The sequence below is a fragment of the Pseudomonas sp. TUM22785 genome, assembly GCF_028198105.1.
Taxonomy (GTDB): domain Bacteria; phylum Pseudomonadota; class Gammaproteobacteria; order Pseudomonadales; family Pseudomonadaceae; genus Metapseudomonas; species Metapseudomonas solani.
Genome location: NZ_CP116239.1, coordinates 4,994,276 through 5,008,473 on the forward strand (window position 1 = coordinate 4,994,276; position 14,198 = coordinate 5,008,473).

At 68.4% G+C, this 14,198-nt stretch carries 14 protein-coding genes; 7 read left to right on the forward strand and 7 right to left on the reverse strand.

Features of this window, described 5'->3' with window-relative positions; all coding sequences use genetic code 11:
• Positions 1-531 precede the first annotated feature (531 nt).
• The 4 genes from PI990_RS22445 to pedF are packed head-to-tail and all read right to left on the reverse strand — an operon-like array spanning position 532 to position 3,569.
• Complete coding sequence (locus tag PI990_RS22445) at positions 532-1,458, reverse strand: quinoprotein relay system zinc metallohydrolase 1 (RefSeq protein WP_271658522.1); 927 nt, start codon at positions 1,456-1,458, stop codon at positions 532-534.
• Between the two features lie 2 nt (positions 1,459-1,460).
• On the reverse strand, positions 1,461-2,216 hold the full coding sequence (locus PI990_RS22450) for a quinoprotein dehydrogenase-associated SoxYZ-like carrier (RefSeq protein WP_271658523.1): 756 nt from the start codon (positions 2,214-2,216) through the stop codon (positions 1,461-1,463).
• A 31-nt stretch (positions 2,217-2,247) separates the two neighbouring features.
• Positions 2,248-3,126 carry a substrate-binding periplasmic protein gene (locus PI990_RS22455; RefSeq protein ID WP_271658524.1) on the reverse strand — a complete coding sequence of 293 codons (879 nt, stop codon included), beginning with the start codon at positions 3,124-3,126 and terminating at the stop codon, positions 2,248-2,250.
• A gap of 5 nt (positions 3,127-3,131) precedes the next feature.
• Positions 3,132-3,569, reverse strand: a complete 438-nt coding sequence (gene pedF, locus PI990_RS22460) for a cytochrome c-550 PedF (RefSeq protein ID WP_271658525.1) — start codon at positions 3,567-3,569, stop codon at positions 3,132-3,134.
• 309 nt (positions 3,570-3,878) lie between these two features.
• Here pedF and exaA point away from each other — a divergent pair, with 309 nt between their 5' ends.
• From exaA to PI990_RS22475, 3 genes are all read left to right on the forward strand, one after another.
• Positions 3,879-5,750: a quinoprotein ethanol dehydrogenase gene (exaA, locus tag PI990_RS22465; protein WP_271658526.1), complete on the forward strand. Its 1,872-nt coding sequence runs from the start codon at positions 3,879-3,881 to the stop codon at positions 5,748-5,750.
• Positions 5,751-5,807: 57 nt separating this feature from the next.
• A complete protein-coding gene (locus PI990_RS22470) occupies positions 5,808-6,488 on the forward strand; it encodes a pentapeptide repeat-containing protein (RefSeq protein WP_271658527.1) in 681 nt (226 codons plus the stop codon).
• 136 nt (positions 6,489-6,624) lie between these two features.
• The gene (locus PI990_RS22475) at positions 6,625-7,941 is read left to right on the forward strand and encodes a methyl-accepting chemotaxis protein (protein WP_271658528.1); all 1,317 of its coding nucleotides are present in this window, start codon (positions 6,625-6,627) and stop codon (positions 7,939-7,941) included.
• A gap of 267 nt (positions 7,942-8,208) precedes the next feature.
• Here the strand turns inward: PI990_RS22475 and PI990_RS22480 are convergent, their stop codons facing one another.
• From PI990_RS22480 to PI990_RS22490, 3 genes are read right to left on the reverse strand one after another with little or no spacing between them, the layout of a single operon-like run.
• Positions 8,209-8,844, reverse strand: coding sequence for a response regulator (locus tag PI990_RS22480; RefSeq protein ID WP_043241974.1), 636 nt, complete (start codon positions 8,842-8,844; stop codon positions 8,209-8,211).
• Positions 8,845-8,863: 19 nt separating this feature from the next.
• Positions 8,864-10,114 carry a HAMP domain-containing sensor histidine kinase gene (locus PI990_RS22485; RefSeq protein WP_271658529.1) on the reverse strand — a complete coding sequence of 417 codons (1,251 nt, stop codon included), beginning with the start codon at positions 10,112-10,114 and terminating at the stop codon, positions 8,864-8,866.
• Complete coding sequence (locus PI990_RS22490; RefSeq protein ID WP_021218535.1) at positions 10,111-10,233, reverse strand: hypothetical protein; 123 nt, start codon at positions 10,231-10,233, stop codon at positions 10,111-10,113. The genes PI990_RS22485 and PI990_RS22490 overlap by 4 nt, the downstream gene beginning before the upstream one ends.
• 156 nt (positions 10,234-10,389) lie before the next feature.
• Between PI990_RS22490 and PI990_RS22495 the strand changes: the two genes are divergently transcribed.
• From PI990_RS22495 to PI990_RS22510, 4 genes are read left to right on the forward strand one after another with little or no spacing between them, the layout of a single operon-like run.
• On the forward strand, positions 10,390-11,604 hold the full coding sequence (locus PI990_RS22495; RefSeq protein WP_271658530.1) for an ABC transporter substrate-binding protein: 1,215 nt from the start codon (positions 10,390-10,392) through the stop codon (positions 11,602-11,604).
• A gap of 23 nt (positions 11,605-11,627) precedes the next feature.
• Positions 11,628-12,596 carry a YVTN family beta-propeller repeat protein gene (locus PI990_RS22500; RefSeq protein ID WP_271658531.1) on the forward strand — a complete coding sequence of 323 codons (969 nt, stop codon included), beginning with the start codon at positions 11,628-11,630 and terminating at the stop codon, positions 12,594-12,596.
• Entirely contained in the window at positions 12,593-13,324 is a 732-nt protein-coding gene (locus tag PI990_RS22505; protein WP_271658532.1) for an ABC transporter ATP-binding protein, read from the forward strand. The genes PI990_RS22500 and PI990_RS22505 overlap by 4 nt, the downstream gene beginning before the upstream one ends.
• Positions 13,321-14,118 carry an ABC transporter permease gene (locus PI990_RS22510; protein ID WP_021218531.1) on the forward strand — a complete coding sequence of 266 codons (798 nt, stop codon included), beginning with the start codon at positions 13,321-13,323 and terminating at the stop codon, positions 14,116-14,118. The genes PI990_RS22505 and PI990_RS22510 overlap by 4 nt, the downstream gene beginning before the upstream one ends.
• The last annotated feature ends 80 nt before the right edge of the window (positions 14,119-14,198 follow it).

The window sequence follows — 14,198 nt, forward strand, 5'->3', positions numbered from 1 at the left end:
AGCGCCGCCCCGCTTTTGTGTGCGAATTCATTGGCTCTGTCTGCGTTAAGTGTTGCTAGAGGATTTGAGTCCAGCTTGTTGCCGAGCTCTGGTGATGTTTCTGGTTTCGCCCCCCCCGGGCGAGTCCCTTTTCCAATCGTTGAAAAGGAACCAAAAAACTTGCCCCATCATCCGGCCCGACTGCGTCGGGTTCCCTCACTCCATCGCCGCTCTGGGGGCCGGCGCGATGGGCCATCCATGGCCTGGCGCGCCTCTCGCGGCATCCATGCCGCTCGTCCCCCGGCGCAACGACTGCGTTCGGCCTCCTGGAGGGGCGTTGGCGGCTGCTCCAACTTTCTTCGTCCAGCGCATCGCCACGTGGTGCGCACGGGCTTTCGTAGGATGGTGTAGAGCGAAGCGAAACCCATGCGGTGGAGGCGGCACGAACCCTTGGGCGCCCGGAAAGGACCGAGCTTGAGCGCTTGCATTAAAACCACAACAGCTAACGCAGACAGAGCCAATTCATTCGCGAAATGGTTTCCGGCAAATGAGTCACTCCGCCCGGGGCAGGCGTTCGCGCTCGTAGCGCGGGTAAAGGTGGCTGACGCTGCGCACCAGCTCGTAGCGGGTCAGGCTGATGCCGGCGAAGCGCTCGGGGATGGGCGCGCGGATCAGCTCGTTCATCTCCGCGCCGCGTTTCGCGCCGTCACGCAGCAGGCCGTCGAGCCAGCCGAGGTAGTCGCGCATCTGGGTGAAGATCGCGTCATCGTGGGCCACCGGGCCGTGGCCGGGCACCAGCAGTTTCCAGGGCAGCGCCTGGAGCTGGTCGAGGTCGGCGAGCCAAACGTCCAGCCCCGGGCTGTTGGGGGTGGTCAGGGCGCGCTGGTAGAACAGCAAATCGCCGCCGAAGAGCACGCCGGTGCGCTCGTCGAGGATCGCCAGGTCCGCCCCTGTGTGGCCGCGCAGGGCCAGCAGGCGCAGCGGGTGCCCACCGATGCTGAAGGTGCCTGGGGTGACCGCCTCGGTGGGCAGCAGCACCTCGGTGCCTCGCATCCAGTCGCCCACCAGGCGGTACATGTTCTCGGCCATAGCGTCGCCCTGCTGGCGCAGCAGTTCGGTGGTGCCGGGCAGCGCGGCGATGGGCACGTCGGCGAAGGCCTGGTTGCCCAGCGCGTGGTCCGGGTGGTGGTGGGTGATCAGCAGCCGCTTCACCGGTTGCGAAGTCACCGTGGCGATGGCCCGGCGCAGGGCTTCGCCGTAGCGTTTGGAGGGGCCGCTGTCGATCACCACCACGCCGTCGTCGGTGACGATGAAGGCGGTGTTGACCACGTTGCCGCCGTTGCCCGCCGCGAAGTTGTCGGTGCTGCCTTCCAGCAGCCAGGTGCCTTCGGCGATCTGCCGGGGTTGCAGGGTGTAGTCCAGCTCCGCGCGGGACAGCAGCGGCAGCACGACGAGGAACACCAGCACGAGCAGGCGCATGCCTAGAGCCCCCCTTCGAATTCGTTGCCGTTGTTGTCGCGCAGCCACAGGCGCGCGCCTGCGTGGCCCTTCACGTCCAGGCTGAGGGTGGGGTTTTCGGCCACGGCCGGGAACAGCTCCAGGGTCGCCAGGGGCTTGCCGGCGGCGTCGCGCAGTTCGGCCTGGTTGAGGAAGAACTCGGGGATGCCGCCCACCAGGCCGTTGTCCATCGGGTGGTCGACGCGCAGGCGCAGGCGTTCGTCGTCCCCCAATGGAAAGCGCGCGGCGTGGATCTGCCCCAGGCGGTCCTCCCAGCCCGGTTGCGCGCGCACCACGCTGGGCGCGGTGCAGCCGCCGCCGGCGGCGTCGATCCAGGCCGAGCCGATGTGCCACACACCGTCCTCGGTCAGCGCCGCCGCGCGGATCGGCGTGGCCTGCTCGATGCGGATGCGGATCGCCACCACCGGCAATACGGCATCGCCGGGGCGGAAGTCGAACACCCGGGGAATGGGGTTGAGCTCGGCCCAGGCCATGAGTCGCGTCACCTTGCCCGGCAGCGCCCGGGCGTCCACCTGGATCGGCACCTGGCGGGCGTCCTCGGCGAAGGGCGGCGCCAGCAGCTGCACGCGGTCGTCGAAGACGTAGGGCGCGCCGTCGAGGATGCGCTGGTGGTGGAAGTCCCACATCACCGAGGGCATCGGGTCCTTGCCCGGGTCGGGCGCGGCCAGGGCCTGGGCACCCAGGCACAAGCCCAGCAGCAGCGTGTTCAGGTGGCGCATGGTGGTTCTCCCTGGCAGGCCGGGGCCCGCCTCATTGCACGTCCTGGTAGAGGCCGGGCAGCTCGTAGGTCAGCCCGTAGCGGGCGTATATAGCGGCCAGCCGGCCATCGCGGACCATCGCCTCCACCTCCATGTCCAGCGCGTTGGAAAGCTGGCGGTTGGACTCGTGCACCGCCATGCCGATGTCCCACAGGGGCTGGCCGAGGTTGGGGTAGGTGTTGTCGGAGGATTGCAGCGCCGGGTCGGCGGCCTGGTGCAGCAGCCACTGCAGCTCGCCGCGCAGGGCCATCACCGCGTCCACCTCGGCGCCCCGCATGGCGGTGAAGGCGGCGGCCGGGCTCGGGTAGTGGCGGGTGTTGGCACTGAGCTGGCCGTTGAACACCGAGGTCAGGTAGAAGGACGGCACGCTCTCCAACTCGACGCCGATGGGGTGCAGGCGGAACACGCCGATGCTGTCCACCACCGGCAGGCGCCGGGTGTCGTGCACCAGGTGCCAGCGCTCGCGCTGGTAGGGGGCGAAGATCACCACCTGTTCGTTGACCAGCTCGCCCACGTCGTTGCGCCGCGCGGTGTAGTCACGGTCGTAGGGCACGCGCAGCATCAGGTCCGCGAGCAATTTGGGGCGCAGGTAGTGGCCCTTCCAGATGTAGTTGCGCAGGTCGTCGTCGAGCTTCTCGCCGGGGGTCACCCAGATCAGCTCGGCCTTCAGCCCTAGCGCTGCGGCCAGGGCATTGGCCAGGTCGACGTCGACGCCACGGGCCTGGCCGTCCTGCTGGAAGCTGTAGGGCGGGAAGTTCTCGTAGACCGCGACCTTGAGCACCCCCGAGGCGAGGATGTCGTCATAGGGGCGGACCTGCGCCTGCGCCAGCGGCAGGCACAGCAACCAGCACAGCAGGGCGAGCAGGCGCATGGCGATCACTCTTCGACGTGGACGCTTTCCAGGTAGGAGCGGATGGCCCAGAGCGCTTCCTGGCTGAGGAAGTCGGCCATCTTCGGCATGTACACCGCGCCGTCGCGCACCGCGCCGTTGATCACCCGTTCCTTGAACCACTCGTCGCCGTCGGCGCTGATTTCGAGCAGGCGCAGGTCGGGGGCGATGCCACCGGACTTGGCTTCCAGGCCGTGGCAACGGGCGCAGTTCTGGTTGTAGGCCGAGGAACCGATCTCCACCGCCAGGGCGTTCTTCTCATAGGGCGCGCGGTAGGGGTTGGTGTCGCGCCATTCCTTGCCCAGGGGCTCCAGGCCATCGGTATTGACGGCCTGCGGCACGACATCACCGTGGGCCAGGGCAAGACCGGTGAGACTCAGACCGGCAAGGAACATCAGGCCACGCAGGGCGTTGTGCTTATTCATGACTTCCATCCTCTTCGAGATGCTGGGCAAGGCAAACGCTCGGCAGGAGCGTGGTGACGAGGATGGTAAGGAGCCGTCGATAACGGCCGAATGCTGCTTTGGTGGCCGCGCCCTACTCCCTTGGTAGCAGGCCGGGCGGAGGTGTATCGAGGCGCTTTGGCAGCACTTCCAAGTCATGCCCGCACTGGGAAGTTTTCCCGGCAAGCGCGGGAGTTTTTCCGTATCCCGCAGGCGGTGGCGCTTCCAGTATTCGAAGCGCCAGGACGCCAGGTGGCGCACTGGTCCACAACGACCACGGGAACCGCACACATGACAACAAGATCGCACCCCCAACCTGCCAGCCCGCTCAGCCTCGCCATCAAGGGCCTCCTGCTCGCCGGTGGCCTCGCCGCCAGCGCCGGGGCCTTCGCCGCCAACGTGACCTGGGAAGACATCGCCAACGACCATGTCTCGGTCAAGGACGTGCTGCAATACGGCATGGGCACCAACGCCCAGCGCTGGAGCCCCCTGGCCCAGGTCAACGACCAGAACGTGTTCAAGCTGGTGCCGGCCTGGTCCTACTCCTTCGGCGACGAGAAGCAGCGCGGCCAGGAATCCCAGGCGATCGTGCGCGACGGTGTGGTCTACGTCACCGGCTCCTATTCCCGCGTGTTCGCCCTCGACGCCAAGACCGGCAAGCGCCTGTGGGTCTACAACCACCGCCTGCCCGACGACATCCGCCCCTGCTGCGACGTGGTCAACCGCGGCGCCGCCATCTACGGCGACAAGATCTTCTTCGGCACCCTGGACGGCCGCCTGGTGGCGCTGAACAAGGACACCGGCAAGGTGGTGTGGAACAAGAAGTTCGGCGATCACACCGCCGGCTACACCATGACCGGCGCCCCGACCCTGATCAAGGACCAGAAGACCGGCAAGACGCTGCTGATCCACGGCAGCTCCGGTGACGAATTCGGCGTGGTCGGCCAGCTCTACGCCCGCGACCCGGACACTGGCGAAGAAGTCTGGATGCGCCCCTTCGTCGAGGGCCACATGGGCCGCCTCAACGGCAAGGACAGCACCCCCACGGGCGATGTGAAGGCGCCCTCCTGGCCGGACGACAAGAACTCCCCCACCGGCAAGGTCGAGGCCTGGAGCCACGGCGGCGGCGCCCCCTGGCAGAGCGCCAGCTTCGATGCCGAGACCAACACCATCATCGTCGGCGCCGGCAACCCCGGCCCGTGGAACACCTGGGCGCGCACCGCCAAGGGCGGCAACCCCCACGACTACGACAGCCTGTACACCTCCGGCCAGGTGGGCGTGGACCCGAGCACCGGCGAGGTGAAGTGGTTCTACCAGCACACCCCGAACGACGCCTGGGACTTCTCCGGCAACAACGAGCTGGTGCTGTTCGACTACAAGGGCAAGGACGGCAAGACGGTGAAGGCCACTGCCCACGCCGACCGCAACGGCTTCTTCTATGTGGTGGACCGCACCAACGGCAAGCTGCAGAACGCCTTCCCCTTCGTCGACAACATCACCTGGGCCAGCCACATCGACCTGAAGACCGGCCGCCCGGTGGAGAACGAAGGCCAGCGCCCGCCCCTGCCCGAGCCGGGCCAGAAGCACGGCAAGGCGGTGGAGGTCTCCCCGCCCTTCCTCGGCGGCAAGAACTGGAACCCCATGGCCTACAGCCAGGACACCGGCCTGTTCTACGTGCCGGCCAACAACTGGAAGGAGGACTACTGGACCGAGGAGGTCAACTACAAGAAAGGCTCCGCCTACCTGGGCATGGGCTTCCGCATCAAGCGCATGTACGACGACCACGTCGGCAGCCTGCGCGCCATGGACCCGACCACCGGCAAGGTGGTGTGGGAGCACAACGAGCACCTGCCGCTCTGGGCCGGCGTACTCGCCACCAAGGGCAACCTGGTGTTCACCGGCACCGGCGACGGCTTCTTCAAGGCCTTCGACGCGAAAACCGGCAAGGAGCTGTGGAAGTTCCAGACCGGCAGCGGCATCGTCTCCCCGCCCATCACCTGGGAACAGGACGGCGAGCAGTACATCGGCGTGACCGTCGGCTACGGCGGCGCCGTGCCGCTGTGGGGCGGCGACATGGCCGAGCTGACCAAGCCGGTGGCCCAGGGCGGCTCGTTCTGGGTGTTCAAGCTGCCGAGCTGGGACAACAAGACCGCCAGCCGCTGACCCTCCCCGGCGCGCCTGCGGGCGCGCCGACTCCCCTGCCACGCACCAGGAGCCGTCATGAACTACCTGCCCATGTTCCTTCCCCTGCTGATGCTGGTCGTCGGGCTCGCCTGGGCCCAGGCCCCCGCCCCGCAAGCCGAGGCCGCCACCGAGGACGCCGTCCGGGTAATCGGCGGCTGCCGCCTGGAGCCGGAAAGCCAATGCCCGGGCGCCGACCTGCGCAATGCCGACCTGCGCAACCTCGACCTGCACAAGATCAACCTGGCCGGGGCCGACCTCTCCGGCGCCGACCTGCGCCACGCCAACCTCGACCTGGCCAACCTGGAGAAAGCCCAGCTGGTGGGCAGCAACCTGACCCGCGCCAGCCTGCAGCAGAGCAACCTGCGCGTGGCCAACCTCAGCGGCGCCCGCCTGGTGGCGGTGCAGGGCTGGGGCCTGTTCGGCCAGGGCGCGCAGTTCAAGGGCGCCGACCTGACCGCCGCCTACCTGGAGTTCGCCCGCCTCTCCGGCGCCAAGCTGCACGACGCCAACCTCAGCGCCGCCGACCTGGAAATGACCTGGCTCAGCCGCGCCGACCTCAAGGGCGCCCACCTCAACGACGCCAACCTGCAGGAAGCCAAGCTGGGCGACGCCAACCTGGAGAACGCCGACCTCAGCGGCGCCCGCCGCCACTACGCGTCGTTCCAGGGGGTGAACATGGAAGGCTGCCGGGAATGCCCCGTCGATTGGGAAAAATGAAGACCAGGCGGAGCGCGTCTACACTTTTTCGTAGCCGCGCCCCGTCGAATTTCTCGTTTGTCGAGCTTAAGAAAGTACCGACAGGGCCGATGCGCTGACCAAGTGGTTCAATACTCTCAGCCAACGGGTTCCGACCATGTTCAACACACGCTTGAAAAAGGAGCTGGAACTGCTTCGGGAGGAAAACGCCCGGGCCCAGCAGATCAAGGAATCCATCTTCCAGGAAATGCTGGTGATGGAGATCGACCTCCAGGGTCGCATCCTGTTCGTCAACGATAACTTCCTCAATGTGCTGCAGTACCGCACTGAGAATGTCATCGGCCGCACGCTCGAAGAGCTCATCCCACAGACCTTCAACCGCGACCCCAACTACCAGAAGATGCGCCAGGGCCTGGCCAACGGCGAGCACTTCACCGGCGCGTACCGGCTGCTCCGCGGCGACGGCCGCGAGGCCTGGCTGCACTGCATCTGGCAACCGATCCGCAAAGGGACCGGGCAGATCGAGAGTGTCGTGATCTGCGCCAACGACTACACCCGTGCCATCGAGACGGCCAAGGAGCACGAGGGCCTGATCAATGCCCTGCTGCGCTCCACCGCGGTGATCGAGTTCAACCTCAAGGGCGAGGTGCTCAACGCCAACCAGCGCTTCCTCGATGCCATGGGCTACCGCCTGGAGCAGATCAAGGGCAAGCACCACAGCGTCTTCTGCGATCCGGAGGAATCCAGCTCACCCGCGTACCGGGAGTTCTGGGCCAAGCTGCTGCGCGGCGAGTTCGTGGTCGGGCGCTTCAAGCGTATCGACGCCCACGGTCGCGAAGTGTGGCTGGAGGCCTCCTACAACCCGGTGCACGACACCAACGACCAGCTCTACAAGGTGGTGAAATTCGCCACCGTGATCACCGACCAGGTGAACCAGGAGCAGGCCGTCGCCGAGGCGGCGAACATCGCCTACAGCACCTCCCAGCAGACCGACGCCACGGCGCAGAAAGGCGCCTCGGTGGTCAGCCAGACGGTCAACGTCATGCGCCTGATCACCAGCCAGGTGCAGGACGCGGCCGAGGGCATCGAGGCGCTGGACAAGCAGTCGCAACTGATCAGCTCGATCATCAAGACCATCAGCGGCATCGCCTCGCAGACCAACCTGCTGGCCCTCAACGCCGCCATCGAGGCGGCCCGCGCGGGCGAACAGGGCCGCGGATTCGCCGTGGTCGCCGACGAAGTGCGCCAGCTCGCCGGGCGCACCAGCCAGGCGGCCGAGGAAATCGTCGAGGTCGTGCAGCAGAACCAGAGCCTGGCCCAGGCGGCGGTGGACAGCATGTCCAGCAGCCGCCACCACGCCGAGCAGGGGCTGAACCTGGCCAACGAAGCCGGCTCGGTAATCGTCGAAATCCAGGACGGCGCCCAGCGCGTGGTCAGCGCCGTGGGGCAGTTCGCCAGCCAGCTGAAGACCTGAGGTGGAATGACCTGGCGGGGGTCTGTGGGAGTGGTTGCAGCCGCGATGTCCGCGCGAGTAAACATCCACGCTCCTGGATCATGTTTTGGCCCCCATCTGGCCTCGGAACATGCAACCGTCGCTCACTTCGGACGTAGGGTGTGCTGCGCGCACCGGGAGCTCGCCGGAGGCACCGTGCGGCGGTGCGCACGGCACACCCTACGGCACGCACTCATCCTGTCGAGTCCTCAGCTCAAGTCGTCACAGTAGAGCCGATGCCCTGCCCTATCACCCCAGCCGCAATACCCCGGTATCGATGGCCAGGTGCACCAGCTCCGCCTGGGAGCTGACCTGCAGCTTGTTCTTCAGCATCGTCAGGTAGTTGGAAACCGTCTTGGCGCTGATGCACAGGTGCTCGGCGATGCTGCGTGCGGGCATGCCGCGGGCGAGCATGGTGAAGATTTCCAGCTCGCGCTGGGTCATGCCGGAGAGGCGCGGGTCGCCGGCCTGGTGCGCCGGGTGGCAGGCGAGCTGGGTGGCCAGGGGCTGCTCGATGTAGGCGTGCCCGGCGAGGATGCGCCGCACCGCTTCCACCAGCACCTCGGGCGCGGAGTTCTTGGTGATGTAGCCGGCGGCACCGGCGTCCAGGGCCTGGCGCACCAGGGGCAGCTCGTCGTGCATGCTGAAGAACAGCACGCGCAACTGCGGCAGGCGTTGGCGCAGCCGGCGGGTGGTTTCCAGACCGCTGATGCCCGGCAGCGAGAGGTCCATCACCACCAGGTTGGGAATGCTGTCCTGCACCAGTTGCAGGGCCTGCTCGCCGCTGGCCGCTTCGCTCACCTCCACCTCGGGCAGCAGGCCGCGCAGCAGGCTGGCATAGCCCTGGCGCACCACGGAATGGTCGTCCACCAGCAGAATCTTCATCGCAGGTTCTCCAGGTTGTTCAGGCTTCGCCCAGGGGAATGCTCAAGCGCACCAGCCAGCCGCCGCCGGCGCGGGTGCGCAGGCGCAGATCGCCGCCCAGGCAGCGCGCCCGCTCCAGCATGGAACGCAGGCCGATGCCGGGCCGTGGCGGCTGCAAGGCGCCCCGGCCGTTGTCGCCCACCAGCAGGCGCAAGCGCCGGCCGCGGCGCTCCAGGCGCACGCTCACCGCACTGGCGTCAGCGTGGCGGGCGATGTTGGTCAGGGCTTCCTGCAGCAGGCGGTAGAGATGGGCCTGGTCGGCGGTGGGCAGCACCGGCAGGTCCTCGCCCAGGCGCAACTGGCAATCGACGCCCTGGGCGCTGCGCCACTGCTCGGTGAGCAGCTCGATGGCCTCGCCCAGGTGCAGGCGCTCCAGCACCACGGGGTAAAGGTCACGCACCAGCGCGCGGAAGCTGTCCTGCATGCGCTGGCAGTTGTCCTCCAGGCTGCGCAGGGTGGCACCGGCGCCCGGCGTCTGGCCGGTCATGGAGCGCAACAGCAGCAGCTGCGCGCGGATGCCGGCGAGGTACTGGCCGATGTCGTCGTGCAGGGCCAGGGCCAGGTGCTTGCGCTCGTGCTCCTGCAGCGCCAGCAGGGCGCGGGTCAGCTCGGCGTTGTCATTGCGCACCTGCTCCAGGGTGCTGGCCATCTCGTTGAAGTGGCCGGCCAGCAGGCGTGCCTCGTGCAGCGAAGGCTGGTTGAGGCGTACCGCCAGGCGGCCCCGGGCGATCTCGTCGAAGCCGGCGCGCAGCTCGTCGAGCACCCGCAGGCCCCGGCGTACCGCGACGCGGATGGCCAGCAGGCTGAGGCCCAGGGCCAGGCCGAACAGCACCAGCAACTGGATGAGGGAGTCCTCCACCTCGTCCATCTCGTCCGCCGGGTCGACGCTGATCAGCACGCGGCGGCCATCGTCCAGTTGCAGCGGCTCGCCGTACTGCTCGGCGGGCGGGAACAGCCGCGCACCGAGCCAGGCGTCCAGGCCGCGTGGTTGTGAGGGCGTCTCGCCCTGCCAGTGGATGCGCACATGGCGCAGGCCCCGCGCCAGGGCCGACTCCAGGGCCTTGGGATCGCGCCGGGCGGCCTCGTGCAGGTACTCGACCACCGCGCGCGCGGCCACCATCTCGCGTTGCACGTCCTGGCTGGCCTGGCGCAGCAGCACCCCGGTACAGACCAGTGCCACTGCGGCGAAGAACAGCACCACCAGCAGGTTGATGCGGCCGAGGGTGCTCATCGCCCGAGGCCCGATGAAAACGCCGCGGGGGGCGCAGCGGGGGACGCACGGAAGCCATCCACGCCGATCAGGCTGAGGATCAGCAGCACAGGCAGCAACAGGGTCTTGAGCACACGCATGGCCGGGCCTCCCGGTCTCGTTCTTGTGCCTCCATGCTAGGGCCTTGGGCGAGCGGCCGGGCTACTACCTTGGTACTGCCCCGGCGCTACTTTCTGCATATTTCCCCAGGCCCGGGGCGGCCCTAGGCTGGCGCTACAAGAACGGGAGCCCCCGCCATGCGCCACCTTGCGCCCTATGCCCTGACCTACCTGCTGGCCCTGGCCGCCGCCGCTCTGGTGGCCAACCACGCCGTCGCCGCCGAGGCGCGCCAGCCGCTGGAGGTGCGCATCGGCTACCTCGGCTACAGCCCCGACCCAGGGCCGCTGCTGTCCAACGTCATCCCCGAGCCCCGCGACACCGGCTTGCGCGGCGCCGAGCTGGCGACCACCGACAACAACAGCACCGGGCGCTTCCTCAAGCAGCGCTACCAGTTGCTGGCGGCCAATGCCGAGAGCGAAGCCGAACTGCTGGACGCGGCGCGCCAACAGCATGACCAGGGCCTGCGCCTGTTCGTGGTCAACGCACCGGCGCCCCTGCTGCGCCAGCTGTCGGCGGCGCTGCCGGACAGCCTGCTGTTCAACGCCGGCGCCGCCGACGATGCGCTGCGCACCGACGCCTGCCTGCCCAACGTGCTGCACAGCCTGCCCAGCCGCGCCATGCTCGCCGACGCCCTGGTGCAGTTCCTCGCCCTGCGCCAGTGGAAGCGCTGGCTGCTGGTGGTCGGCCCGCGCCCCGAGGACCAGGCCTACGCCGCCGCCCTGCGCCGCGCCGCCGGGCGCTTCGGCCTGAAGATCATCGGCGAGAAGCCCTGGACCTTCGACAACGAACAGCGCCGCAGCGCCCAGGCCGACATGCCGCTGTTCACCCAGGCCGACGACTATGACGGCGTACTGGTGGCCGACGAGCGCGGCGATTTCGGCGAATACCTGCCCTACAACACCTGGCTGCCACGCCCGGTGGCCGGCACCCAGGGCCTGGTGCCCACGGGCTGGCACAAGACGGTGGAAACCTACGGCGCGGCGCAATTGCAGAAGCGCTTCGAGGCCCTCACCGGGCGCTGGATGAACGACCGCGACTTCGCCGCCTGGGTGGCCGTGCGCAGCATCGCCAGCGCAGTGACCCGCCTGGGCGCCACCGACGCTGCCGCGATCCGCACCCTGGAGCTGTCGCCGGACCTGCCGCTGGACGGCTTCAAGGGCCGCAAGCTGAGCTACCGCCCCTGGGACGGCCAGTTGCGCCAGCCCATCGAGCTGATCCAGCCACGCGCGCTGATCAGCACCTCGCCCCAGGACGGATTCCTCCACCCCTTCAGCGAACTCGACACCCTCGGCCACGACGCGCCGGAGAGCCGCTGCCGCCTGGCCGAGGCTGCCCTGGAAGCCACGCCATGAACGCCAAGAACAAGGACCCCGCCATGCCCCGCCTCCCCCTCACCCTGCTCGGCGTCGCGCTGCTGCTGGCCAGCGGCGCCACCCTCGCCGCCACCGCCTACGTCTCCAACGAGAAGGACAACGCCGTCAGCGTGATCGACATGGACAGCCTGACGGTCACCGCCAGCCTGCCGGTGGGCAAGCGCCCGCGCGGCCTGGCGCTGTCCAGCGACAACCGGCTGCTGTACATCTGCGCCAGCGATTCGGACACCGTGCAGGTGATGGACCTGGCCACGCGGCAGATCATCAAGGAGCTGCCCTCCGGCGCCGACCCCGAGCAGTTCGCCCTGCACCCCAACGACCGCTGGCTGTACATCTCCAACGAGGACGATGCGCTGGTCACGGTGGTCGACACCCAGAGCAGCCAGGTGCTGGCGCAGATCGACGTCGGCGTGGAGCCCGAGGGCATGGCGGTGAGCCCGGACGGCAAGTGGGCGATCAACACCAGCGAGACCACCAACATGCTGCACTGGATCGACACCTCGACCCAGACGCTGGTGGACAACACCCTGGTGGACCAGCGCCCGCGCCATGTGGAGTTCGACCACGACGGCAAGCGCCTGTGGGCTTCGGCTGAGATCGGCGGCACCGTCACCGTGGTCGACGTGGCCACGCGCAGCATCCAGAAGACCCTGCGCTTCCAGATCAAGGGCGTGCACCCGGACAAGGTGCAACCGGTGGGGGTCAAGCTGACCCGCGACGGCCGCTACGCCTTCGTCGCCCTGGGTCCGGCCAACCATGTGGCGGTGGTGGATGCGAAAACCCTGGAGGTGCTCGACTACCTGCTGGTGGGCCGGCGCGTCTGGCACCTGGCCTTCAGCCCCGACGAGAAGACCCTGCTGGCCACCAACGGCATCAGCGGCGACGTCTCGGTGATCGACGTCGACAGCCTCAAGGTGACCCGGTCGATCAAGGTCGGCCGCTACCCCTGGGGCGTGGTGGTGGCGCCATGAACGCACTGGAGGTGGAGGGCGTTGGCTTCGACTACGGCCCGCGCCGCGCACTGGATGAGGTGAGTTTCGCCCTGGAGCCGGGCCGCTTCACCGCGCTGCTGGGGCCCAACGGCGCCGGCAAGTCCACCCTGGTGGCGCTGCTCAGCCGCCTTTACGACCTGCAGCGCGGCGATATCCGCGTCGCCGGCCATTCCCTGCGCCGGCAGCCGCGCCTGGCCCTGCGCCAGCTCGGCGTGGTGTTCCAGCAGAGCACCCTGGACCTCGACCTCTCGGTGGAGCAGAACCTGCGCTACCACGCTGCCCTGCACGGCATGCCACGCCAGCTGGCGACCGCGCGCATCGACCAGGAGCTGGCGCGCCAGGGCCTGGGCGAACGCCGCCGCGACAGCGTGCGCGCGCTCAATGGCGGCCACCGCCGGCGCGTGGAAATCGCCCGTGCCCTGCTCCACCGCCCACGCCTGCTGCTGCTCGACGAGGCCAGCGTCGGCCTCGACCCGGCCAGCCGCCAGGCCCTCAACCACCATGTGCGCCAACTGTGCGACGACGAAGGCCTGGGCGTGCTGTGGACCACTCACCTGCTGGACGAAGTACGCGGCGAGGACGCCCTGCTGGTGCTCGACCAGGGCCACCTGGTGGCCTCCGGCACCGCCGGCGAGCTGAGTGCGGCCCATGGCGGCGGCCTGGCCGGTGCCTTCGGCGAGCTCACCCGGCCGAGGGCGCGGGCATGAACGCCGGTGCTTATTGGCAATGCCTGCGCGGTATCGTCGGGCGCGAGTGGCTGCGCTTCGTGCTGCAGCGCTCGCGCTTTCTCAGCGCCCTGGTGCGGCCGCTGCTGTGGCTGCTGGTGTTCGCCGCCGGCTTCCGCGCGGCGCTGGGCATCGCCATCATCGACCCCTACGCCACCTACATCACCTACGAGACCTACATCGTCCCGGGGCTGGCCTGCATGATCCTGCTGTTCAACGGCATGCAGGGCTCGCTGTCGATGGTCTACGACCGCGAGATGGGCAGCATGCGCGTGCTGCTCACCAGCCCGCTGCCGCGCCCCTTCCTGCTCGGCGCCAAGCTGCTGGCCACCGCGCTGGTGTCGCTGCTGCAGGTGTATGCCTTCCTCGCCATCGCCTGGCTCTATGGCGTGCAACCACCGGCCTGGGGCCTGCTCGCCGCCCTGCCCGCGCTGCTGCTGGCGGCGCTGCTGCTCAGTGCCCTGGGGCTGCTGCTGTCGAACTTCATCCGCCAGTTGGAGAACTTCGCCGGGGTGATGAATTTCGTGATCTTCCCGCTGTTCTTCCTCTCCTCGGCGCTCTACCCCCTGTGGAAGATGCGCGAGGCCAGCGAGTGGCTGTACTGGCTGTGCGCGGCCAATCCCTTCAGCCACGCGGTGGAGCTGGTGCGCTTCGCCCTGTACGAGCGGCTCAACCCGCTGGCGCTCGGCGTGTGCCTGGGCCTGACGCTGGTCTTCGCGGTGGCGGCGGTGGCCAGCTTCAACCCGCAGCACGCGGCGCTGCGCCGGGCCGGCTGAGGCGGGAAAACTACTACTTTGGTACGGGTTTCCCTCTCCAACGTAGGATTTCCAAAGGCGCGCGGCTGGCTTGTAATGCG